We start from the raw sequence: 25,030 nt of genomic DNA, 5'->3' as shown, positions 1-25,030 counted from the left end.
GTCAGATTTTGACCACTTGGGTCAAATTCCGCGGACTGTCCGGGTTTCTTCCTTCCCGCAGCGCGGTATAGTAACCGATATATTGAACCAGCGGCATGTTGAGTGCCGCTCTCGCCTCGTCGCTGAGCTGCCGGCCGCCCGTCGCGAAGACCAAATCCGCAAAAGCGGTATCTTCGCCGGCTTCGGCCGTCACGAGCACGACGTAAGCGCCATATGCTTTCATTTCCTGTGCAACTTTGATTTCATAGGCTCTGGCCGTTTCGGACAAGAACAGGCACACCATCGTACCCGGCTCCACCACCGATTTCGGACCATGCCGGAATTCCATTGTACCAAAGCTTTCCGTCCATACGCAGGACATTTCCTTCAATTTCAGGCAGGCTTCGTGAGCCAGGCCGTTATATGCGCCCATCCCGAGATAGATGAACTTGTTCAGCTCCGGATGGCCATGGATCAGCGCTTTGGCTTCCGCATCGCCTTTTTCGACGACGGACTTGCTAAGCTCCATCACTTCCTTCAATTCGGAGAGATGCGCTTCGCTGCCTGCGGCCTTGGCCATCGCCGCCTGCAGCATAAAGGTCATGCTGCTGAACGATTTGGTCATGACGGTGCTTTTTTCGTTGCCAAGCGGGGACAACAGGCACGGCACGTTTTTCGCCATCGTGCTTTCCCCGTGGCAGGTAATGCCGCAGGTCGTCCAGCCGGCCAAATCTTTGACCGAATCCAGCGCCAAAATCACTTCGGAAGATTCGCCGGAACGGGAGATGCCGACGAGCAGCACTTCCTTTTTCGCGGCGACCGCCTGCTCCCTGAACAGGTAAATCTCCGAGGATGGATGAGCGCTTGCGCTTTTGCCGGTCCATTTGCGGTAAGTGCTGGCGGCGGTCAGCGCGAGATAATAAGACGTTCCCGACCCGATAAAAATGACCTCGTCGAATTTGTCGCTTTTAAAATAATTGTCCACCCAATCCTGCTGCTGATCAAGCTGCTTCCAAGCGGCGGCAAGCGCTTCGCTTTGCCCTCCGATTTCCGGATACGTCAATACGCCAAACTGTTCTGACAATACGAACACCCCAGTCTTTAAAAATGTAATGATGAGTCTTTATGATGACATTATATTTCAATAATATGAAATATTCAATCATGATTTTGATTGGTTTTTTCACGTTATAAGAGCAAACTCACCACGAAACAGGGAGACGATCCGGCCTCAGAGCTTTTTAGCAAAGGTCCCTTTTCCCGATTCATCCCTTGCTTTTTTCCGGAACTCTCCGGGCAAAAAGCCCGTCGTTTCGCGGAACACCTTGAAAAAATATTTCTCGTTCGGATAGCCGGACTGGACGGAAATCCACTGCACCGGCTTGTTCGTCTGCCGCAGCAGCGTTTTGGCATGCTCGATCCGCAGCTCCCGCACGTATTCATGAAACGTTTGGCCGACGATGTCTTTGAAGCAGCGGCTGAAATAGCTGCGGCTCATGTTCACCCGCTGGGCGACGTCCGGAAGCAGCAGTTCGGTTTGATAATGCTCGCGGATATAACCTACGGCATGAACGATGCATTCCCGCACTTCCTCCGAATAGGAGGAGCCGGCTGCCGCTTCCCGGTTTTCCGCAAAGGACGCCTCCGATTCAACGAAGTTTCCGCCTTTGACTTCGCGGATGCGCCCGGCGATCCGGCTTAAGATGCCGTCGAGCTGCTCCTGCTCCAATTCGATTTTTGTAATGTAATCCACCGCCCCGAGCCGGAGCGCTTCCTGAATCAAAGCAAAATCATGATGAAACGTGAGCACCACCATACAGATCCGCGGGTGTTTTTCCTTGACCTCTCTCATCAGCTCCAGTCCGGACATGACGGGCATCGCCAAATCCGTGATCAACAGATCCACTTCCGTGGTTTTCAGCAGCTCCAGCGCCTTTTCGCCGTTGCCCGCCTCCCCCGTGACCGTAAATCCGTATTTTTGCCAGGGCATAATCCCGATAAAACCTTTTCTCACCAGATGATCGTCATCCACAACCAGCACGTTTGTCATCGGCAGCATCTCCTTTGTCTTCAATGGGTATGGTGAGCATGACCGTCGTCGACACGCCGGGAATGCTTTCAATGGTAAAAGCGGCCCTGCCGCCGTAATGGCTTTTCAGCATGCGAACCACGTACTGCAGTCCGATGCCCATGCCTACCTTGCCTTCCTCCTGGCGCCCCTCGATCAAACGCCGGATCGTCTCTTCATCCATGCCCCTCCCGTTGTCTTTGACGGCTATTTCAAGCAGGCGCCCGCCTTTCGCTTCACGGATTTCCACCTCGATCATGCCGTCCCCGTCGAGGCCGTGATACAGGGCGTTTTCTACGAGCGGCTGCAAAATAAAGCGCGGAATCAGCAAATCCAGCGCCTCCGCTTCCACGTCGATGTGAACGTCGATGCGCACGTTATAGCGGACTTCCTGCAGGGAAATGTAACTCCGGATGGCTTCCAGTTCGGCCCGGACGGTCGGCTCCCCGTTTTTGCCCAAATTGTAGTAAAGCAGCTTGTTCAGCGTGGACACCAGCCGGTCGATCTCCGCATGTCCTTCGCCTCTGGCGATCCAGCGGATCGTGTCGAGCGTGTTATGGATGAAATGCGGATTGATCCGGTTCATCAGCTTCTCCAGCTCAAGCGCCGACTTTTCGCGTTCGCTCCGTTCGATGTCTTCGATCAAACCGGCGATGCGGGCGCGCATATGGTCAAGCTGCTCATGGATCAGGTCGAACTCCAAATTGCCGGGGCGGCGCGGCGCGTTCGCCAGTTTACGGTGCTTTACGTCCCGGATCTCCCGGATCAGTCCCCGCAGCGGATCGTAAAACATGCGCCAAGTGAGCAAGGCAAACAAAAAGCTGATGACGATGGCGGCCACGACCGTGCCCGTAAATTTCCCGATCCACTTGTTCACCTCATGCTCATACGACGATTTGGAGATGACCGTCACGACGCGCCAGCCTTGATTGCTTGGTTCCGAAAAAGCATAATACCCTTTGATCAGCTTTTTTTCTTCCTGGATATCCGGAAAATGGCCTCCCTTCGGGAACGCGCCCTCCGCCTCCGTAAAGGCAATCCGTCCCCCGCCGTCCACGATGAGATGCTCGTAACCTTCGGCCCCTTCCCGATTCCGGATCAGCGCCTCCACCCATTTGTAATTCGTCTCGATATAGACGTAGATGTCGTCCCTTTCCTTCAAATCCACCTTGCGGACGGCCGAAAACACGAGATGTCCATCCAGCGGATTAAAAGACTTGTGGGGTCCGTAATACGCGATCCGGTTGGCCTGAAGCAAAAGCGGCAGCTTGGTCAGCGAAAACGACGGGTCCGCCATGTAGTTTTCAAAAAACCGTTCGTTCGTTTCGTTCGAAAAATAAAAGATCATGCCAAGGTTCGGATTCGTAAAACTGATGACGCCAAGCTCCCTTTTGATTTCATCCTGCAGCGCCTTCTTGCCGTAAGCGTTCGCCTGCAAATATCTCTCGACGTCCTGGCCCACCTTGCCGTCGAAAGCGAGCTGCTGGGAGACGTGGTTCATTTGGGAAAAGGTGTTGTCGAGCGACATTCGCACCTCATGCAGGTGGCTGATCACGCTGGCTTCGGTTTTGTTTTCCAGCAAAGAGAGCATCGAATAATAGGTAATGCTGCCAAGGATGGCAAGCGGGAGCAGGGCCGTCAGCGACAAAATAATAAGCAGCCGGTTTTTCAGCGAATAAGGCGGCTTGAATAGGCGAAATATGGGCCGTTTTCGTTTGTTTTTCATATCATCCTCCCCATGCCGGTTTATGTATACGCTTACAATCAATCCGATTATAAGTACCGTCTCCGCCCGCGGCAAGGAAAAAAATATGTGCGCTCACCGCTTCACTCGCATCGTTTTCTTCATTATATCGCGGCGAAAATCCTTCAAAGTCACAATTCTTCTTTTTGCCGGTCGCATTTTGTATCGAGACTGCGGCAAACCGGAGACGAATGTGGACCTCAGTGGACGAAAGTGGACTATTTATTCCGAAAAAAGGGTATCTCCAAGGCCGGACATAGCCCAGAGATACCCTTCTATCACATTCAAGAAGCTGAGTTCGGATGATTCAGCCAAATTGGCGCTGACGGATGCCTATGCCCCCTTTACGGTCCCGTCACCCGGACATCCAGCTCGCCGTGATCCGGCAGCTGATACAGCTCCAGCTCGTAAAGCGCGTACATGTTCCAGGTTCGGTAGTCGGCGTCGTTGATTTGGATCCGCAGCTTTTTGACCTCCAAGGCGTCCGGAATCGCGGCGAACGTCTTTTCCATCACGTTGTCGTCTTTATCGCTTCTCCATTGGATCGGAACATGCCGGGCGACGGTCTTGAAATGGGTGCCGTCTGTGGACACCTGCACGTCGATATCGTTGATCCCCTGCAGCAGGCCCGAGGTGGTTGCCATGACGATCGTGTTAAACGATTGCGGCTGATCCCAGGACAAGACGAGGTCATGCGGGAACGGATGGGTGTCGTTATACCCCTGGGGGCTTGCAAACATCGTGCCGTAATCGCCGTCGGCCATTTTTTGCGGGCCGTAGGTCACGCCTTGATCGCCGGTTCGCGTTGCGGTCGCCGTCACCTGCGCGCTGCTTCTCGCCTTGTTGATGCCGGGTTCGTTTATGGCACCTTTGACCAGATGAAGCGTATATTCCTGTCTGGTTCGGCCGTCCGAAGCCGTGGACACGATCGTTATGCGGCTAATGCCGTCCGGAACGTCGGCGGTCGCCGCTTCGCCGCGGGCAACGGGTCGGCCGTTCACCGACATCGTGCCGTTTTCGTCGGTTGGGGTCGGTCTGACCGTCACGGTATCCGCTCCGTCCGGCAGCGACAGGCGGTATTCGCGGACGCTGCTGTCGAACCGCAGCGATGGCACCTGGTCGATCGCGATATTGCTGAGAGAGGCGTCATACGCTTGCTGTCCCTCCGCCATATGGACGCGGAAGGCGTCCAAATACAGACCTTTGTTTTCCATGTTGACCACCTTGATCTTGTGCCTGCCCGGCTCCAGATCGCGTTTGGCATAGATCGTAAAATAATCATGCTGCACCTTTTCGTACGCATCGGCTATGACCGGCTCCGCACCGTCGATCGAAATCGCCATTTTGCCGGAAGTTTCGTTTTTCTCGACGACAACGTCGATCCCCTTGCCTTCAAACTCGTATTCCACCGCATCGTTTGCCGTTTCCGTCACCCGGACGCCGCCTTGGTAAGCATACTGCCGGCTTTTATCATACCAGGTGCCGGAATATTTCAATTCCCCGCTTGCGTTGTCGGCCATGTACGTCAGCGGCAGCTGCTGCCCGTCGTACGGGCTGCTTGGAGCCGGGACGTCTCCAACCTGTTCGCCCGCCGCTGCCCGGACCATGTAGTCATGGAGCGCTTTGACGTATTCCGGCGAAAGCGTGTACTTCCTTGCATCCGCCGGGTTCACCGCGCTGTCGACGATTTGCTGCGCCAGCTCCGGACGGGTTTCTTGGATTTTGCGCAGCAGCTCGTATTCCTCAAGACCGTCCCTTTGCGCCTCATAACGGATGGAGCTTTTGACCGTCATGTTTTTCTTGTCCGGATAGACGATGGTCGAATCTCCATACCAGCTGCCGACGTACCACGCATTCCAGGCCCAGTGCAGGTGGCCCTGCACGCCATGCTGGAACAGGTTCCAGTACAAGAGTCTTCCCGTCAAGGTCGGCTGCGTCCAAAATCGGTTGAGCCATGGGGGTTGGTTCACCTCGCAGGTGTAAACCCATAAATCGCTGCCGGCCGCTTGCTCGGCTTTGTATTGTTCCTCTTTTTCCTGGAACGCGGGCGTTAAAGGAACCCATACGTCGACGTAAGGTTTCGTTTTATCGTTCAATAGAATCCCGTGCGGATCGGCATCCATCGTTTTAAAATCCGGGACAGTCGCTTTCACTTTTTTGGCAACGTACGTCCAGTAATTTGTTGCATTGTCGTCGATCGGCTCATCCCGGATGTGCTGGTACCAGGTAAAGCCGTTTTCGCTCGTCCACCCTTTTTCACGCAAATGGTCGTGCAAGGCCGTCAGGTAGTTGTGCAGAAAAGCGTCGGTTTGCGGCAGCGCGTCCGGCAGCTTTTCGTTCCAGGAAGCATCGGTTTTTTCGCCGGCCGGCATATAGTTCAGAATATGGATCAAATGGGCGTTTGCGAAATTTCGCATCCCTTTGTCGATGAAAATTTGCATGTACCTGTCAAACAGCGACCAATCGATATCGTCCGGGATGCCGCTTAGAAATTCGGAAAGGTTCGTTCCCGTTTCTTTCAAAAACAGGTCCGTGCGGACCCAGATCATGTTCTGCCGGTAATCGGTCATGACCTGCGCGAAATTGTCCATCAGCTTAAACCATTTGTCGCTGTACGTTTCCACGCCGTAATAATGCTTTCCGACGTCGTACGCGTCCGACGAAGCGTCGCCGAACTGGATGCCGTCCCATGTAAAGCCGTTGGTCATCGCCCAAATGTAATTGATGAAACGGGTATCCGAGGTTTTCGGAATTTCCGCGTCGGCAACCTCCACCTGCAGCGGGATGCGGTAATCTCCGCGATTCGTTTTGACCGTCACGCTGCCTTCGTATACGCCGGGCTCGGTTGATGACGGCACATAACTCGTGATCCAAATCGGCTGCGTCGAGTTGGCGGCTGCCTTCATCGACTTCTCGTTCGACAACGGGTCCGGAATGTCCGACAGAGGATAAATCGGATCGCCTACCCGTTCGGGAAAAAAGAGGTTCGGCTGAACCGTGTCCGGCAGCCCGTATTCGGCAAAATGGTACTTCAGGTTGCTGCTGGCGATGGACTTGCGTCCGCCGGATACGAGGTTTGAAAATTCAACTTTCGTGATTTTAAAATCGGACGTCCCCCGGACGGCGATTTGGGCGTTTTCGTATTCGTTTCTCGCCGATACGAGGCGAATGGCGGTTTCCGGGTTTTGCGGCAGCGTACTCGTACGGTATACGGTTTTGAGGGCATTGACGACCCACACGTCAAGTCCCGATGGGGCTGCCTCCGAAACGGGTGCCGCGGACAGCAGCAAAAGCAGGATGAGCATCAATGACGGCAGTTTTTTTCGCATGGAACATCATCGCCTCCATGATTTTATGGCAGATCATTTCTCGCCTGTAAGACATGACGCCTGCAAAGCATCCGGCAAAATCGGTCAAGAAAGCCTGGACCTTTATTCCTTCACCGACCCGAGCAAAATGCCCTGAATGAAATATTTTTGCAAAAACGGGTACACGACAAGCACCGGAATGACGGCCACGACGATTTTCGCCGCGTTCAGCGTCTGGTTCGACAGCTGCCTCATCAGCTCGTATTTGTTCGGGTCCGAAGCCATCGTGCTGATGCTCATCTGAACGACCAGCTGCTGGATATAGGTTTGGAGCGGATAATGCTCCACGCTTCGCATAAAGATCATGCCGTCGAAAAACGAATTCCAATGCCCGACGATGCTGAACAAGGTAACGGTCGCAATCGAAGGCAGCGACAAGGGGATATACACCCGGAACAGCATATACCAGGGTCCTGCCCCGTCCATGCTGCCGGCTTCGTTCAGCTCCTTCGGAATGCCGCGGAAAAAGTTCATGAGCAAAATGACGTTAAATACCGGCACCGCGGACGGCAGCACCAGAGCCCAGATCGAATCGAACAGCCCGAGGCTTTTGACCAAAATATAAAGCGGAATCACCCCGCCGCTGAACAGCATCGTAAAAATAAGGAACCACATGTACACGTTGCGTCCGGCAAACTGCTCACCGGTGCGGGACAGCGGATAGGCCATGAGCACGGTCATCAAAAAGTTGATCGCTCCGCCCAGCAGCACCCGTTCCACCGACACCATAAAGGAATGCAGAAATTTCGAATCGGCCACGATCTGCTTATACGCATAAAGGTTGAAGCCTTTCGGCCAAAACGATACGGCTCCTGCTGCGGCGTAAGCCTTATGGCTGAAGGACACGGCTACCGTATGGACGATGGGCGCAATGGACGTCAAGGCGATCAGCAACATGACGACGATTAACAGGGCGTACCAAATTTTGGCCGATATCGTTTGGCTGCGTACCACGAGCTTCACCTCCTTCCTGGTTAGAAAATCCGGTAATTCGCATACTTGTACGCCAGCGAGTAGGAAAAAATGATCAAAACAAACGCGATGACCGACTTCATCAGCCCGATGGCCGTCGCAAACCCGTATTGGCCGTCCAGAATGCCCGCCCGGTACACGTAAGTATCGATCACGTCGGAGGATTCATACACGATCGGGGAATACATGTTGAAGATCTGGTCAAAACCCGCGTTCAAAATATTGCCGATGGCCAGCGTCGCCAGCAAAATGATCGTCGCCCGAAGCAGCGGCAGCGTAATCAGCCGGGTCTGTTTCCGCCAGTTGGCGCCGTCGATGGAGGCCGCTTCGTACAGATGCGGATCGATGCCCGCCAGCGCGGCCAAATAAATGATCGTGTTGAATCCGAACTCCTTCCAAACGTCGCTGCCGATCAGGATGTACGGGAACACGCGGTTATCCCCCATGAATTGAATCGGGCCGATTCCGAAAGCCTCGAGCATCCGGTTGACGATCCCGTCGGTCAGGAACAGCTCCGAAAAAATCCCCGCCAAAATCACCCAGGACAAAAAATGCGGCAGGTAGACGATCGTCTGCACCGTCCGTTTGAACGCCCGCTGCCGGACTTCGTTCAGCAAAATCGCGAACACCAGCGGGACGATCAGGTTGGCCACGATTTTGGCGATGGCGAGAAACAGCGTGTTGCGGATAATGACCCTGCTGTCGCTTAATTCGAAAAAATAGGTGAAATTTTCGAGGCCGACCCAAGGGGATCCGAAGATCCCCTTGCTGATTTTGTAATCCTGAAAAGCCATCAGCAGGCCGAACATCGGGATGACGGAGAAGACGACGAGCAGGATGACGCCGGGCAGCAGCATCAAGTGATAATGCGCTTGGAACGGTTTTCTGCGCTTCTTGCCCGGCCTAAATGCTGAAAGCTCCGTTTGCGGCCGGACCGGCAGGCGGGTTTGCTCTGCTTTTCCCATCATTTCTGAACGGCCTCTTGAACTTCTTTTATGATCTGCTCTCCGCCCTGCGCCTTCCAATCGGCCACGAATGAATCAAACGCATCGAGCGGCAGCTCGCCGAGGACGATTTTGAAATAGGTTTCGTTTTCAAGCTTCTGCAGATTGCTCCAGCGTTTCTCCATCGTTTTCGTCGTGGCCGTATACAGCGAATACACCTCGTTGAACTTCACGTCCGCCATCGGCTGCCCGCCGACCAAATACGCATAAGGAGGGCCCCATTCGCCGATATTCGCTTTCGGGTCGGCTTTATATTTGTTCCAGCGCTCCAAATGCCCCTGCATTTCCGGAGACAGCTGGTCCGGCGTCAGCTTGCCTTCGATGGCGCCTTTGATCATTTCATGTTTTTTCAGCACCGCGTCGGGATCGCCGATGTTCAGGTCGATCGGGCGCAGGCTGACATAGGTTTGATCAAGCTTTTTATCGTCCGGCGTCGGCGTCTGGAGGAAACGGGTATTGAAGTTGAAATACGTGACGACCGCTTCCGGATGTTTGAAACCTTTTTTTACGACGAGGAAGCTGCTGCTTGGAGGCACGACGGTCGCGTTGTACCTTCCTTGATCGTCCGCGATGGCGTATGCCCTCCAATCGGCTTTCGGATCGGCCATCATCGCGTTCGTCAAGGTGCCGAACGGCATATACCAAGGCCCGAAAAAGATGCCGCTTTTGCCGCCGACCACCAGCTCGTCGGGGTTTTTGCGGAGCGCGAAATCCTTGTCGATCAGCCCTTTCTTGTACCACTCTGCCAGCTTGCCAAGCGCCTGCTTGGCCTCCGGCGTCGTGGAGCCGTATACGACATTGCCCGAGCCGTCCTTAAGCCAAATGCTTGGATAGGCGCCAAAGGCGTTAAACAGCGCCTTAAAATCATAGTTCCAGCCGTAATCGGTCGTGACGACCCCGTTGTTGCCGGGCAGCCCGATCGTGTCGTTTTTGCCGTTGCCGTCCGGGTCGCGGGCAATGAACGCCTCGGCGATCTTTTCCACGTCGCCCACCGTCTTCGGCGGCTGCAGGCCCAGCTTGTCGAGCCAGTCCTTCCGCACCCATACCTCCTGGAAGGAGTCCCCCTTCGGCACGATGTTCGGAATGGCCAGCAGCTTGCCGTCGATCGTCGCTTTTTCTAATGACAAGCCGTCGTTGAGTTCATAAATCTGCTTGACCTGATCGGACGCATATTTTTGGAATACGTCGGTCAAATCCTCAAGCTGGTCGCCGGCCGCCAACTCCAAAAACGTCCGTTCATCCACGACCATCGTATCCGGCAAATCGTTGCTGGCTACCGCCAGCTTCAATTTTTGCGTGTAATCGTCCCCCGAGGCGTACCACATATACTTGAATTTCACGTTCGTTTTTTCGGTGAAATAACGCGTGTACAGGTTGTCTTCGATCGTGTCGCCCTGCGGCATTCTTTCGTTCGGCGAAACCGCTTTGATCGTGCTGACCTCAACAAGTTCCGGCAGGCGGAACGGGTCGATTGCCGTTCCCGCCTCCGTTTCCGTCTTCGCTTCCGCCGGTTTGCCGGACGATCCGTTCTCTTTTGCGGTCTCCGTCCTGCCGTTCGAGCAAGCCGAAAGCAAAAGCATCGCGACGGCTGCCAGCACCAGCGCCGACTTCCCCTTTTTCATAAGCGTTCCTCTCTTTCCTGGTAGGATGATTCTTATGATACAAGGCAAATGGGCTGACGGAGTCAGGATCCGGCTTCAAATGGGTGTCGGTTGATCTCCAAAATAGCGCTTACATGATACAATCGCATACCTGCCAAAGGATAAAAAGTGACCATCGGTGCCGGTAATCCCCTTTCGGACACAAAAAAAAGGATGCCGCAAGCCGCCGTAGCGAAACCTTGCCGCATCCTGATTCGGTTTTGTCGGGATCTCCCGCAGTGATAAACATGTCTTTGAAGCTGCTTCGCCTATCCGATCCGTTTTCTATGCGAAAGCGCGGATGATTTCTTTTGCCGCTTGAACCCGCGACGGTTCAACAGGCTTCAGGTTGTCGCCGTCCTTGCGCAGCGCCGAACCGAAATGGACCTCCTGTACGCCCGTTTCCCCGATGAACTCCTGCAGCACCGGCACGGACAAGCCGTAGCCGGCCAGGATCGTGATTCCCGTTCCGCGGGACGCCTCCACCAGCCGCTTGATCTGCGGCGCAGACTTTGGAGCGGGCAGCGGCCCGCCGGAGGTCAGGATGCGGTTCACTTGCGGATATCCGGAAAGGACCTCAAGCGCGGACAATTGATCCTCGATTTCGTCAAACGCCCGATGGAACGTCACGTTTAATCCTTCCGTGCCTTGAAGGAGAAATTCCAGCGCTGCCGTGTCCACCTGTCCATCCCCGGTTAGGGCGCCGACCACGATGCCTGCCGCGCCGCATGCTTGGATATAGGCGATGTCTTCCTTCATCGTGCACAAATCGTGTTTGTCGTACACAAAAGACTGGCTGTGGGGGCGAACCATGACGTGAACCGGGATGTTCAGCCGGCTCACCGCTTCCCGGATCACGCCCGGCCCGGGCGTCAGCCCGCCTTCCAGCATGCCCGTCACAAGCTCGATCCGGTCGGCCCCGCCTTGTTCGGCCAAAATGGCATCCGTCAAATTGGTTGCGATTACCTCAAGCTTCATGCCTACTCCCCCCTTCGTCCTCCGCCGCAGCGATCCGTTCGATGACAAAATCGGCAAGCAGCCTTACTCCGTATCCCGTTGCTCCCGTCACTTTGTATCCGCGCGAAGACGGAACCTGAACGGTATTGGCCATGTCGATATGGCACCAGCGCGCTTTCCCGCCCACGAACCGGCGCAGGAACAACGCAGCCATATTGGCGCCGCCATACGGATTCGACGCAAGGTTGGCCAAATCGGCGTAAGGGCTGCTGAGCAGCTCCTCGTCTTCGTCGACCAGCGGCAAACGCCATATCCGGTCCCCGTTGCGTTCGCCGATTCGCATCAGCTGAGCGGTGTATTCATCATCTCCCCACACGCCTGCGACTTTCAGTCCCAGCGCGTGACCGACCGCTCCCGTCAGCGTCGCCACGTCGATGATATGCCGGGCGCCGCAGCGGAGCGCATGAAGAATCCCGTCGGCCAGGATCAGCCTGCCTTCGGCATCGGTATTCACCACCTGCACGGTCAGTCCGTTCGGGTAACGGACGACGTCGGACGGCAGGAACGCCCCTCCGTCCGGCACGTTGTCGGCGATCGGAATGATCGCCGTGATCCGCGCCTTTGCCTCGAGGCGCGTCAGCAGATCCATCGCGCCGATCACCGCCGCCGCGCCGCCCATGTCAAACCGGGCATCGCTTAAGTCGCGGGCATCCTTCAGGTTCATGCCGCCCATGTCAAACGTGATGCCTTTCCCGACCAAGGCCAGATGTTCGGCATCCGGATCCCCTTCGTAGCTGATTTCCACCATCGCGGGCGGATGTTTGCTGCCGGCGCCCACGGCCAAAAGCCCGTTCATCTGCCGCTGCTTCAGCTCCTCCCCTTGATAGACGGCGAGCTTCACGTTGCGCCCGGCAAAAACCTGCCGGATGCGCTCCACAAAAGCGCTCGGGTTCAAATCGCTTGCCGCTTCGTTGCATAAATCGCGGGCAAGCGAGGTGGCTGCGGCGCGCATGCGTCCAATCTCCGCGGCAGGAAGTTCTTCCTCGCGGCTCTCCGGACTTAACCGGACCCGCTTGACCGGCTGCTTTTGGGCCGAGGTTTTATATTTATGAAAGGTGTACGTTCCAAGTTCCCAGCCTTCCGTCCAGGCCGATACCGCTTCCTCCGGCCAGGCTTCGGCACCGAACAGATCCTGCAAACAAGCCGGATTCACCTCGGCCGTCTCCCTGCCGAGGTCCTGGATCGCCCGGCCCGCGTTGCCTGCCGCCTCGCGCAACACTTCCATGCCGAAGCGCTCCCTGGCGCCGAGACCGATGATTAATATGTCCTGCTCGCCGGCGCTGCGTCCGTAAAACCAGGTTTGGGCCCCCCGCTCCTTCATCTTGGCCGAAAGCGGTAGCGATGGTGCGTATTCCCCGTCGTTAAACACAAGCTCAATCCGTACTTCCGCTTTATCGTTTGCTCCCGTATTGATCTCCATCATCCATGCCATCCCTTTGCAAAAAGTTTTGTGCCTTTCTCCCGCCTACATCTCCAAATTACCCAGTTCGGCCAAGGTCCGTGCGTACATCGCCGTGCAGCGCAGCAGCAGCTCGATATCCATATGTTCGTTCGGCTGATGGGCCGTGGATTCCATCCCCGGAAACAGCGGACCAAAGGCGACGCCCATCGGGAAATGGGCCGCGTAGGTGCCCCCGCCCGTCGACAGCAGCTCCGCCCGCTCGCCGGTTTCCGCCTCGTAGACCGCCTGCATGGCCTGGATCATCGGATGATCTCCGGGTACATGATGCGGTTTTTTCAAGCTCGGAGGTTCGATGGTCAGGCCGTATGCATGCAGCTTTTCTTCCAATTTCCTTAAAATGTCGTCCGCGTCGCCGCAAATCGGAAAGCGCAAATTGATATGAAAAAACGTATCCCCCTGCGGGTCATATTGCAGCAAGCCGCTGTTGACCGTCAGCTTTCCGCTGATGTCGTCCTCCATCGCGACGCCCAAAGCGCGCCCATGCACATCGTCATGCAAAAGAGTATCGACCGTGCGCAAATAATGCCCGGCCCCCCGGTTCCACGAAAAATCCTTCAGGAAATGAACCAGCCTAAGCCCGGCGTTTGTCCCAAGATGGGGCTCCATGCCGTGAGCGGCTTTTCCGGCCATATGCAGCATGAGTGTCCCCCCGTCGGATTCCGTTCCGCCCTTGAACCGGTTGGCGCTGCAGTAGGCTTGGTACGCCTGTTCCAAGGTTTGAAGGGCTTCCGGTTCTCCCGCGACCGCCGCTTGGGCCGCTTCCGGAACCATATTGGCGACGACGCCGGAGCGGAAGGAAAGCAGTTCGTAGTCCCCTTCGCCGCCCTGTCCTTCCTCCTCCGAAGAAAACAGGATCCGGGCGTTGATCTGTCCTTTTTCCGAACTGACGATCGGGAAATCGGCGTCGGGCGTAAAGCCGAAGACAGGCATCGGCTCCAGCTCTTTGTATTTCTCCATGCAGCGGTGCGTCTTTTCTTCGTCCGTGCCGAAAATAAGCCGGATCCGATGACGCAAAGGCAAGCCGAGATCCTTAACGATTTTCAACGCGTAAAAGGAAGCCATCGCCGGCCCCTTGTCGTCGACCGCCCCGCGCGCAAAGATTTTGCCGTCGCGGACGTCGGGCTCGAAAGGAGGCGTCACCCACTCGCCGGACACGGGAACGACATCGAGATGGCTCAGCACCGCGACGTAATGCTCGGCGTCCTCCGGGCCGTATTCGGCATAGCCGACGTATCCGTCCAAATTCCGAACGCGGAAGCCTTCGGCTTCGCACAGGTCCAGCATATAGGCGAGCGCCCGTGCAATTCCTTGGCCCATCGGCCGGCCCGGAGCCGCCGTCCCGGGATCGTAAACGCTCGGAATTGCCAGCAGTCCCTTTAAATGATCTTGAATCGCCGTATTCCGGCTGAACGCTTCCTGATACCAATCCATTGATTTTCAACCCCTTACGGACCGAACGTGGTCGATCGTCGTTATAAAGTAAAAGAAGCTTTCCGTTCGCCGACGAGGACATGATTGTCGTTTTTGATCTCTTTCGGCACCACCGCGTACAATCTGTCGATCGTCTCCCGGTTGCCGTAGCCGATCTGCTCCAAAATGGAAGCGACGATGATCGGCCACGGCGTTTCCGAACCGTCGATGACTTTCAGCGCAAAGGCCATGCGTTCCCGGATCAGCGAGAAGCAATATACGCCCTTGGCTCCGCCTTTGGCGACGATATTCGGGTCGCGGAGCAGCTCGGAGCAAATGAAGTTATGGCTTGCGATGCTGTCCGGCGCTTCATGCATATATGCGGTCATTCGTTTGACCGCGTCGCGGGTGGCTTCATCCGGGATCAGGTCCGGGCAGGCCAGCTTCAAATAAGCTTTGGCGATATGCCGAAGCGGCAGCGCAAAAACCGGGAAGCCGCAGCCGTCGACGCCGATATTTATTTGATCCGCCGGGCATTCGGACATCTCCGCCAGCACATGCACAATTTCCTGCTGAATCGGATGGGACGGCTGCCAATACGTTTCGGTGTCGTATCCCGACTCCCGTGCAGCGGCAATGATGCCGAAATGTTTGCCCGAGCAGTTATGGTATATTCGTCTTGGCGCCTTTCCTTCGCGCATGCAGGCGAATTTCGGCTCGTCGTTGAGCGGATATGTAGGGCAGGTGAGGAGTTGGTCCTCGCTTAATCCGATTTTACGCATGATTGATTCCAAAGCTTCGATATGGTAGGTTTCGCCCCGGTGGGACGCGGCGAACATCGCCGCTTCGGCAGCGGTCAGGCCGTATGTTTCCGCGATCCGCCGTTTCATGACCGGAATGGCCTGGAACGGCTTCGCCGCCGATCGCAAATACGTCACATGCTCCGCGCTGCCGATTTCGTAAATTACATCGCCTTTGTCATTCACCCCGCACAACACGCCCAAATGGACGTTTTCAAGCACCCCGCCGCGGTATTCTTCCACGAATGGTTTGAAGTACATGTTGGTTCCCCCGTTTTTGGATTTAGGATCATCTTTCGAATTTGTTCTTGGCACGCTGCCATATTCATATCTGATTCTGTTCCATCTGATCGATCTGGCTTGCGATATCGAGGAAGCGGCTTTGCGCGAGCAGGCCCGACCCGATGATCACCCCGTCCTGCTCAAACGCGGAATAAACGATCCGAAACGTGCCGCGCAGCGGTTCCCACACAAACTCGCTCATGCATTTTTCCGCGATAAAATCCTTGACTTCCGGGTACTGTTCGACGAGCTTGCCGGTAAGAATGACGGTATCCGGATTGTACATGCAGGCGATGTTGCCGATCGTGACGGCGATGAAAGCCATCGCCCGGTCAAGAATGTCCGCCGCCCAGCCCTCTCCGTTTCGCCTCGCCTGAAACAGCTCGTCCAGGCCCGACACGGGCTTGATCTTGCGGGCTTTCTCTAATAGCGCAGCTTCGGCGATATAGGTTTGCAGGCAGCCTCTTTTTCCGCATTCGCATAACGAGCCGCCGGGATCGACGATCGTATGTCCGATCTCGCCCGCGCTGTTGGATTCGCCCCGGTAAATGTCCCCGTCGATGATAAGCGAAGAGCCGACGCCGCTCCCGAAGCCGATCAGCACCGAGCGTTTCGAGCCTGCGGCCGCGCCGTACGTATGCTCTGCAAGCGACTTGACCTTCAGCTCGTTGTCCACCGCTGTCGGAAGCCCTGTCCGCTCCTGCAGCAAAGGGGCGATATCCGTGCTTTTCCAGCCCAGCTGCGCCGACAATACGGCCCTTCCCCCGTCATGATCGATGATCCCGGGAAGACCGACGCCAATGCCGACGATTCGGCGCCGGTCAAAGCCGCCTTCCCGAATCAGCGTCTGGATGCCGTCCGCGATCTTTCCGAGCGTCGCATCGGAGGGCTCTTCCGGCTGGCGGGCGATGTAGCGGATGCCGACGACTTTGCCGTCCAAATCGACGACGCCGGTCCGAACGCCGGTTTTATCCATTTCCACGCCGACCGACAGCACCGATTTCGGATTGACCTGCAAAAAAACCGCCTTTCTTCCGACGCTTGTCGTCTCCTGCTCGATCTCGTGCATAAAATCCAGATGGTAAAGCTCGTTGACGATCCGGCTCACCGTCGTCGGGCTCATGCCGGTCCATCTCGCGATTTCCGCCCGGGAAACCGGCGAGTGTTTGCGGATCAGTTCGAACACGGTCGTCCTGTTTTTCCTTTTAATAAAATCCTGGTCGTGCTTTTGCATGCGCGGATTTCTCCTCATGTTCTTAATTAATTTCTCCAGTGATGTTATTAATTGAACTTTAAAATGTTTGCCAGGAGCTGTCAATCATTTTTATGCCATTACGTTCTTGAAAATTTTCATGAAAAATAGAATAATTACAGTTGGTCCTTTTTCACGGATATCGCCATAGAAAGGTTGTATATACAGCATGAACTCAACGAAAACGATTCACGGCAAGACGAAGGAGCCGTTTCCGGTTTCCATCCTCTCGCTGACCGTAGGCGCCTTTGCGATCGGCATGACCGAATTCGTCATCATGGGCATCCTGCCGAACGTCGCCGAAGACCTGAACGTCAGCATCTCCACGGCCGGACAGCTGATCACCAGCTACGCTCTCGGCGTGGCCGTCGGCGCGCCTATTTTGGCCATCTTAACCCATCGGCTGCCGCAAAAGCTGCTGCTGTGCCTGCTGATGGGAATTTTCATTCTCGGCAACAGCATCGCGGTCATCGCGCCGAACTATGATGTGCTTATGGGAGCCCGCATGATCACCGCGCTTTGCCACGGCACGTTTTTCGGGGTCGGCGCCGTCATCGCGGCCAATCTCGTCCAACCGCACAAACGGGCCGGCGCGGTTTCGATCATGATGGCCGGCCTGACCATCGCCAACATTATCGGCGTGCCGCTCGGAACCTTCGTCGGGCAGCATTTGGGATGGCGGGCTTCGTTTGCAGCCATTGCGGCGATGGGCGTCATTGCGCTGATCGGCATCATCCTGTTCATCCCGCGCATCCGCCAGGACCAAACCTCCAGCCTTGCCAAACAGTTCAAGGCTTTGGCCCAGCCCAAGCTGCTCGTCATGCTGCTGGCCTGCGCCATCGGCAATTCAAGCCTGTTTGCGGTATTCACGTACATCGCCCCTTTGCTGGAGCAGGTGACCGGATATCATGAGCGGAGCGTAACCTGGATTCTCGTCCTGTTCGGCATCGGCGTAACCGTCGGAAACATCGTCGGCGGCAAATTGGCCGATTGGAAGCTCATGCCTGCGGTCTTCGGCATTTTCGCCGGCGTATGCGTGCTGCTCACCGTCTTTACGTTTACGGTCCACAGCCCGACGGGCGCCGTCATCACCATCTTCCTCTGGGGAGCCGGAGCGTTTGCCGTCATGCCGGGCCTTCAGGTCAAAATCATGAATCTGGCGCAGGAAGCCCCGGCGTTAGCTTCTACCTCCAACCATTCGGCAGGCAATCTGGGGAACGCGTTTGGCGCCTTTTGCGGCGGATGGGTCATCGATCAAATGGGGTTGACCTCTTTGCCGTGGGTCGGCGCCGTCATCGTCGGTTTCGCGTTTTTGGTCGCATTGGCCGTTTACATTGCAGAACGCAGGCAGCAGATGCCGCTGTCGATGCATGCCTCCGGCAAACAGATGTAACGAAAAAAGTTGCCCCTCCGTGAAAAACACGGAATATCGGGCAACTTTTTTGACTTTTGTAGGTACTGCGGATTGATGGTTTCGAACCTATATGGAGTACCGGTCAGCTGCTGCAGAAATCGTACATGGACCAAATGTATACTCCGTTCAAGGGAGAACATGACTTTGCATACGGTTACGGCTGGATCATTCAAGACACCCCGTTCGGCAAGCTTGTCGCCCATAGCGGCGGGATTCCGGGATTCGCTTCGATATTGCTGCGTTTTATCGATTCCGGCTGCTCCGTTCACGTTCTCAGCAACATCATGCAGGACGTCAGCGAGATCGGAAAAAACCTTGCCGCCATCGTCCATGAGCAAAACCGCTGATCAGAAGCGGTATGAAGCTCAGCCTTTGACCGAGCCGATCATGACGCCTTTTTCGAAATATTTTTGCAGGAACGGGTATAACACGAGGATCGGCAGCGACGAGACGATAATGACGCCGTATTTGATCTGGTCCGCGTAGCGCTGCGCATAACCGCCCGCCGCGCCGCCCGTTCCGGCGCCGTTCTGGAACGCCTGGTTGGAAAGCAGGATGTCCCTTAACACGATCTGAAGCGGCTGCAGATTATTGTCCCGGATGTAGACGAGCGCGGTAAAAAAATCGTTCCAATGCCCAACGAGATAATACAGCGCAATGACCGAAATCATCGCTTTCGAAAGCGGCAGCGCCACCTTCACGAAATACATGAAATGCGTGCAGCCGTCCATGACCGCGGCTTCGTACAGCTCCGGCGGCAAGGAGCTTTCGAAAAACGTCCGGGCAATGATCAGATAAAAAATATTGACGCAAAACGGCAAAATAAAAACCCAAAACGTGTTCGTGATATGCAAATCCTTCATGAGCAGATACGTCGGAATCAAACCGCCGTTAAAAAACATCGTCACGACGAACAAAAACATGATCACCCGTCTCGCCTTGAATTCCTTCCGCGACAACACGTAGGCGGCCGGCATCGTGAAAAGCATGTTGACGAGCGTGCCGAACAGCGTGTAAAACACCGTATTGCGGTACCCGATCCAAATGCGGCTGTCCTGAAAAATTTCCTTGTATCCGAACAAGCTCACGCCTTTCGGGAACAGCAGCACCTTGCCGTTCGCCACCAGCGTGGAATCGCTGAACGATGCGATGACGATAAAATAAAGCGGATAAACGATGGCCAGAAAAATCAGCGCGCACACCGCGAAAAGGGCAATCCTGAAAGCAAGCTCCTTGCCGTCCATGTTTTTAAGCGCCATCCTGGAACCTCCTTCCTTCCGGTCGAATCCTTGATTAATACAAGCTCGTATTGGACACTTTTTTCGAGACGGCGTTCACGCCGAACAGGAATACAAAGTTAATGACCGTATTAAACAGCCCGATGGCCGAAGCGTAGCTGAACTGATTGGACATGATCCCGATCTTGTACACGTAGGTGGAGATCACTTCCGAGACGGGCAGGTTAAGCGAATTTTGCATCAAAAACGTCTTCTCGAAACCGGTGCCCAAAATGTTGCCCATGCTGAGAATGAACAAAATGACGATCGTCGGGACTAGCGCCGGAAGATCCACGTAACGGATCATCTGCCAGCGGCTGGCGCCGTCCATTTTGGCGGAGTCGTACAGCTGCGGATCGACGGTGGACAAGGCCGCCAAATAGATGATGCTGTTCCAGCCGCAATGCTGCCAAATATCCGACAGCACGTACATCGGAATAAACGTATTGGTCGAAGCGATCAGATTGATATGCCCCAGCCCCATCGCCTTCATCATATGGCCGACGACGCCGGTTTCCGGCGACAGCAGCACGTTCATCATGCCGACCAGAACGATGATCGAAATAAAATGAGGCAGGTACACGACGGTTTGCATGACGTTTTTCAGCCGCTTGCGGCGGATTTGGTTCAAGATCAGCGCTAGAATAATCGGCGCGGGAAACCCGATCACGATCGTCGCGAGGCTGATGAAAAACGTGTTTTTCATCAAATCGACGAACAGGTAGCTGTCAATAAATTGCTTGAAGTAGTACAATCCCCGCCATTCGCCGCCGGTAAGCCCTTTTGAAAAATCGTAGTCGCGGAACGCCAGCTGAATGCCGTACATCGGAATATAGTTAAAGACCAGAACCACGGCAATGGCCGGCAAAATCATGATCCACAATTGGTAGTCGCGCTTGAGCAGCTGAAGCCCTCCCCGGTTGCGCATCGGAGCATCCCCCTTTCTTCTTCCGGGAACCTCCGTGCCGCCGCGAATAAGTAGTCGGATGCACGAAGGTTCTCCCCGCTCAGACGTTTATTGGTTTTTCTTGTATTCGTCATAATACTTTTGCATAATTTCAAGGTTTTGCTTCAGTCCGGCTTTTTCGCTCTCCTTCACGTAGGTGTCCCACTCGGCTTCGACGCCGCCTTTCGTGACCCATTTCGCAAAGCTGGTGTTGGCGAGATTCATGACGTTCGTGTTGTTTAACGCCATCGTGTTGTTGTCCGCCGTCGAATATTTCATGAACGTACTTGGCAGCACGTCGTTGTCCACGTCGATATGGATCGCTTCGATCGGCTTGGACTGCTCGATGACCTCCTGCATATCCTTGCCGAGCGTCAGCTTCAGCGAATCCGGAATGTAGAAGGCGCCGTTGTCGGCCATGCTGGACGTCCACTTCCACGTGCCCGGGTCCATGTTCGGATCGGCCGGCGGCAATACGGCGTAGGAGCCGTCCCCGTTATCCTTGATGTTCGGACCAAGCGAACCGAACAACACCTGCATGCCGACCTCCGGCGCATACAATTCGTTGATGAACCGCATGGCCGCTTCCTTGTTTTTCGATTTGGCCGACATGACGATATGATTGACGCCGTAGTTCAACGAATTGTAGTCATAACTCCACGAAATCTCGCTGCCCGGCGCCGCTTTCGGCGGCGTTATCGACGTATACTGCGGCGCAAGCTTTTCGCCGAACCGGTCCGACGCCACCCACCCGAGCGTAAAGCCGACCTTCGCGGTATCCCCGTCTCCGCGGGCGACCGATTGATATTTCGTGTAATCATGCGTGAACACTTCCGGATTGATGAGGCCGGCTTTATAAAGCTTGTTCAGAAACATGACAAGCTCTTTGTAACGATCGTCGGTCAGGAAGTTTTTGACCTTGCCGTCTTCGACGAAGTAACCTTGCGGGCTGCCGTCGGTCAGCGTCATGCCGGTGCCGCCGAGCAAATATGCCGCGTTGAAATATCCGCCGATGCCTCCCGGCCAATCCATCGGAATTTCGTCGTTCGGGTCGCCGTTGCCGTTGGCGTCCTTCTCCTTGAACGCGACAAGCACGTCGTACAGCTCATCCCAAGTGGTCGGAACCTTCAGACCGAGATTGTCGAGCCATTTTTGATTAATATAGAGGCGGGACGCGGAGCTTGGCCAAAACCGCTGGTACTTCGGCAGACCGTAAATTTTGCCGTCCGGCTGCGTCGCGATGCGTTTCGTATCCGGCTTTTCCTCGAACATTTTTTGCACGTTGGGCGCCTGATCCAGCATGCCGGACAAGTCCTGGAACAATCCCTGGAACTGGGCGAAATCGGCGTCCGTAATGACGTTTGGTCCGATAAACAAATCGGGCACGTCCCCGCTTGCGAGCATCGTTCCTTTCTTTTGCCCCCAATCCGCCGTTATTTCCTGCCATTCGATATCGACGCCGGCTTTTTCCTCGACCTTCTGCAGCCACTCCATCTCCGCCAGCGGTTTCGTTAAAGCATGTTTCGTCATGATGGCCGTCAGCTTCACCTTCTTGCCGCTTCCGGCGGGATCGGTTGATGCGCCTCCCTCGCCGCCCCCGTCTCCTCCCGAACTTCCGCAAGCCGTCGTCACGGCAGCCGCAATCATGAGAACCGAGGTGAAAACGATTACTTTTTTCCGCATTCCAAATCGCATGGTTGTACCCCCTCAACTCGTATTTTCCGTCATCCGGACGGGATGTCTGCGGTGCTTTCGTCCGCTGCTCCAAACTTTAACGGCAAAGGCGACGGGCCGTAAACGACCAGTTTTCAAGCTATATGCATTTTTTGAAAGCGCTTGATTTCCGCTGCCGGAAACGGGCGACGGCTCGGCATTTTCCCTCATTTCAATTATTGAATATGTTCAAAAAACGCCATGGAAATAAAGGACGCGGGATTACCCGCCGTATGAAGAAGGACTTGGGGCGGTGAGGCCTACCAAAAGCAAAAAGGCCGAATTCAGAGGCAGGTTTGAGCCCTGAATCGACCCTTTAATTCGTCGGCCGCTGCGCTTGATGCGCTTGGTTACACCGCTTTATGCGTCTCCCGGTATTGTCCTGGCGTCGTGCCGACGATTTTTTTGAAAGAGCGGATAAAACTGGACGTATTGGTGAATCCCGCCTGGCGGGATATTTCGTCCAGCGTCTGACTCGTCTCGCGAAGCAGCTGCGCGGATTTTTGGATCCGCTGCAAATCGATGTATTCCTTGAAGTTCTGGCCGAAGGTTTTCTTGAAATAATGGCTGAAGTTCGACGGCGACATCCGAAAATAATCGGCGATCCGCTGCAGCGAAAAATCCGGCTCCATCCCTCTCCGTTCAATGAAACCGACGATTTCGTCCCGGGAGACGTTTCGGGAAGGCGGCAGCGTGCTTTGGATGATATCGCACAGCTTGCTGGAGCTGTCCCTGACGATGCCGGCCATCTGCTCGATCGTGTAACGGTGCCGGAATGCCGCATCCGTCAGCCGGAGCAGGCTGGCGTCGTCATGGCTGAACCGGTGCAAACCGTTCAGGATGACGCTGACCGCGTTCAAATAGACGCTTCGGACGATATGCGGCGGCGTCCCTTCCGTACTCATATTGGCGATGATCCGATCCACTACCGATTTGACGGAAGCGGCTTCGTTTTTTAAGATCGACAGCTCCAGCGACTGCAGCAGCTCGGCGTAAAATGACGCCATCGCCGCCTTCGGAGCCTCCATGTCGCCGAAAAACAACACCCAGCACTCGCGGCGGAGGCGCAAATGCTCGGATGCGCGAACCGCCTGCAAATACGATAAATGAACGGCTTCCGGCGATTCGGGTTCGCCTGATAGTCCCGCCCCGATAAACACGCGTCCCCCGGTTTCCGCCTCCAGCTCCCGCTTGACGCCTTCAAGATAATCCTTGATAGCGAACCCGGGCGCAAAAGAGCCGATCCAGATCATTTCTTGATTGTAAATGCTTTTGAAAAAATAACATTGAAGCCCTTCCGTCGGCCGTTCTTCGATACTTCGGAGCACGTCGACAGCATGGGAGAACGTCTGCCCGCCGGTCTCCGTTCCTTCCGCCACCGCGTTTGCTTCTATGGACAAAACCGCGACGGCCAAGGACGGGTACGGGAACGCAATGCCGTACGATTCCGCTTCGAGGCGGAATGTCTCCCAAGCAAGGGCCTTGCCGCTGACCAGCTCAAACAGCAAATTTTCCCTCATAATCGGAATCGTCTGCTTTACCTTGGCATCCAGCGTATGGTTGACGTTGGCGAGCTCGCCGAGCGCGTACCGGATGGTTTCGATTTCGTTCAGCGGCTTCGCTTCGGCCGGTTCGAAGATGTTGACGGCCAAATCGACAAGCCGTTTGATCGGGTGATAGTTTTTGCGGATGGAAACGTAAATGACCAGCAGTTCAAGCAGCAGCATCAGCCCGATCAGAAGCACCGTGTTGCGCTGAATCGTTTGAATGCCCTGCAGCGTATCCGTCACCGGCAGCATGCTGACATATTGCCAGCCGTTCGTGCCCGACATCGTATGCGACACGATATACGACTTGCCGTTTAACCGGTGGATGCCCGCTCCTTCCGTTCCTTCCTTCAAACCCGATACGATGCGGCGGAACTCGTCCGATGCGCCGTAATCGGTTTCCTGTGATGCAAGCAGCTGACGGCCCTGCCCGTCGAAGATAAAAAATTGGCCCGTATACTTTTCGGAAAGGGAATTCATCATGCGTATTATCGTGTCTTCGCGTACCATGATCAGCAGCGCGCCCGGCGGATCGTATCCTCCGATCGGCAACGGCAGGGCGAAGGTTAACATGCGGACGCGGTTGCTGCCCGGGATGACGACGTTTTCGACCGGTCGGACGATGGGAGCCTTCAAGCGGCTCAATGTTTCGAACATTTCCCGGTGCGGCCAATTTTCGTAGTAGTAGCCGATGCCCGGCTTGCTGAAGTCCTCTACCTTGTAAGCGCTTCCCGTTTTTGCGAACAAATATCCCGTGCTTTCGATGTAAAGCAGCGTATTATCGATGAACCCGTCCGTGGCGTTGTATTTGCGCATTTCGTTTGCGATCACGACCCGCCCGTAGTCGCTGTTGTCGTACATTTTGATTTCGCGGTTCTGCACCAGCTCGGATGGCAGATGATAAACATATCTCATGAAGGTATCCATCGACGTCGTGAATTGTTCCGTAATATGCGTGTTCCAATCCATATCCTGCTGCTTCACGACGGCGGTCGAATGCGGATAATAATAAACGAGGATGATTAGGACAGGGAATAAGAGAACTAGAACATAGGAGGCCAGAAACTGGAACAGCAGATGATTCCGTTTTTTTCCCAATGGACAACCACCTTTCTCTTAACCAGGCATGTGATGC

18 protein-coding genes are annotated in these 25,030 nt (G+C 55.2%); 2 read left to right on the top strand and 16 right to left on the bottom strand.

From position 1 onward, the window contains the following. Position 1: 1 nt before the first annotated feature. The 12 genes from GQY55_RS17720 to GQY55_RS17665 all read right to left on the bottom strand — a co-directional run bounded on the left by GQY55_RS17720 (position 2) and on the right by GQY55_RS17665 (position 16,980). Positions 2-1,063 (bottom strand): SIS domain-containing protein, encoded by a 1,062-nt coding sequence (locus GQY55_RS17720; protein WP_160043200.1) that lies wholly within the window; start codon positions 1,061-1,063, stop codon positions 2-4. A gap of 147 nt (positions 1,064-1,210) precedes the next feature. After that, positions 1,211-2,029, bottom strand: a complete 819-nt coding sequence (locus tag GQY55_RS17715; RefSeq protein ID WP_160043199.1) for a response regulator transcription factor — start codon at positions 2,027-2,029, stop codon at positions 1,211-1,213. Then, on the bottom strand, positions 2,004-3,773 hold the full coding sequence (locus tag GQY55_RS17710; protein ID WP_160043198.1) for a cache domain-containing sensor histidine kinase: 1,770 nt from the start codon (positions 3,771-3,773) through the stop codon (positions 2,004-2,006). Before GQY55_RS17710 ends, GQY55_RS17715 begins: the two co-directional genes overlap by 26 nt. 362 nt (positions 3,774-4,135) lie before the next feature. Beyond that, entirely contained in the window at positions 4,136-7,120 is a 2,985-nt protein-coding gene (locus tag GQY55_RS17705; RefSeq protein ID WP_160043197.1) for a glycoside hydrolase domain-containing protein, read from the bottom strand. Positions 7,121-7,222: 102 nt separating this feature from the next. After that, a complete protein-coding gene (locus GQY55_RS17700) occupies positions 7,223-8,113 on the bottom strand; it encodes a carbohydrate ABC transporter permease (protein ID WP_160043196.1) in 891 nt (296 codons plus the stop codon). Positions 8,114-8,133: 20 nt separating this feature from the next. Continuing rightward, positions 8,134-9,099, bottom strand: coding sequence for an ABC transporter permease (locus tag GQY55_RS17695; RefSeq protein ID WP_373309215.1), 966 nt, complete (start codon positions 9,097-9,099; stop codon positions 8,134-8,136). Then, entirely contained in the window at positions 9,096-10,757 is a 1,662-nt protein-coding gene (locus tag GQY55_RS17690; protein WP_160043195.1) for an extracellular solute-binding protein, read from the bottom strand. The genes GQY55_RS17695 and GQY55_RS17690 overlap by 4 nt, the downstream gene beginning before the upstream one ends. A gap of 303 nt (positions 10,758-11,060) precedes the next feature. Further along, positions 11,061-11,753, bottom strand: a complete 693-nt coding sequence (locus tag GQY55_RS17685; protein ID WP_160043194.1) for a copper homeostasis protein CutC — start codon at positions 11,751-11,753, stop codon at positions 11,061-11,063. Then, positions 11,743-13,224 carry a M17 family metallopeptidase gene (locus GQY55_RS17680; protein ID WP_236575687.1) on the bottom strand — a complete coding sequence of 494 codons (1,482 nt, stop codon included), beginning with the start codon at positions 13,222-13,224 and terminating at the stop codon, positions 11,743-11,745. The genes GQY55_RS17685 and GQY55_RS17680 overlap by 11 nt, the downstream gene beginning before the upstream one ends. 33 nt (positions 13,225-13,257) lie before the next feature. After that, positions 13,258-14,685: a dipeptidase PepV gene (gene pepV, locus GQY55_RS17675; protein WP_160043193.1), complete on the bottom strand. Its 1,428-nt coding sequence runs from the start codon at positions 14,683-14,685 to the stop codon at positions 13,258-13,260. 41 nt (positions 14,686-14,726) lie between these two features. Then, a complete protein-coding gene (locus tag GQY55_RS17670; RefSeq protein WP_160043192.1) occupies positions 14,727-15,725 on the bottom strand; it encodes an asparaginase in 999 nt (332 codons plus the stop codon). Between the two features lie 64 nt (positions 15,726-15,789). Beyond that, positions 15,790-16,980: an ROK family transcriptional regulator gene (locus GQY55_RS17665; RefSeq protein WP_160043191.1), complete on the bottom strand. Its 1,191-nt coding sequence runs from the start codon at positions 16,978-16,980 to the stop codon at positions 15,790-15,792. Between the two features lie 187 nt (positions 16,981-17,167). Between GQY55_RS17665 and GQY55_RS17660 the strand changes: the two genes are divergently transcribed. Further along, on the top strand, positions 17,168-18,391 hold the full coding sequence (locus tag GQY55_RS17660) for an MFS transporter (protein ID WP_160043190.1): 1,224 nt from the start codon (positions 17,168-17,170) through the stop codon (positions 18,389-18,391). Positions 18,392-18,516: 125 nt separating this feature from the next. Beyond that, entirely contained in the window at positions 18,517-18,759 is a 243-nt protein-coding gene (locus tag GQY55_RS17655; protein WP_160043189.1) for a serine hydrolase, read from the top strand. An 18-nt stretch (positions 18,760-18,777) separates the two neighbouring features. Here the strand turns inward: GQY55_RS17655 and GQY55_RS17650 are convergent, their stop codons facing one another. The 4 genes from GQY55_RS17650 to GQY55_RS17635 form a co-directional block, all read right to left on the bottom strand. Next, the gene (locus GQY55_RS17650) at positions 18,778-19,671 is read right to left on the bottom strand and encodes a carbohydrate ABC transporter permease (protein ID WP_160043188.1); all 894 of its coding nucleotides are present in this window, start codon (positions 19,669-19,671) and stop codon (positions 18,778-18,780) included. Positions 19,672-19,705: 34 nt separating this feature from the next. Further along, positions 19,706-20,617, bottom strand: a complete 912-nt coding sequence (locus GQY55_RS17645; RefSeq protein ID WP_160043187.1) for an ABC transporter permease — start codon at positions 20,615-20,617, stop codon at positions 19,706-19,708. 87 nt (positions 20,618-20,704) lie between these two features. Then, on the bottom strand, positions 20,705-22,318 hold the full coding sequence (locus GQY55_RS17640; protein WP_160043319.1) for an ABC transporter substrate-binding protein: 1,614 nt from the start codon (positions 22,316-22,318) through the stop codon (positions 20,705-20,707). Between the two features lie 380 nt (positions 22,319-22,698). After that, positions 22,699-24,993, bottom strand: a complete 2,295-nt coding sequence (locus GQY55_RS17635) for an AraC family transcriptional regulator (RefSeq protein ID WP_160043186.1) — start codon at positions 24,991-24,993, stop codon at positions 22,699-22,701. Positions 24,994-25,030 lie beyond the last annotated feature (37 nt).

The organism is Paenibacillus sp. USDA918EY (genome assembly GCF_009870825.1).
In the GTDB taxonomy this organism is placed as follows: Bacteria; Bacillota; Bacilli; order Paenibacillales; family Paenibacillaceae; genus Paenibacillus_AQ; species Paenibacillus_AQ albilobatus.
This window is presented reverse-complemented; position numbering and strand designations above follow the sequence as displayed.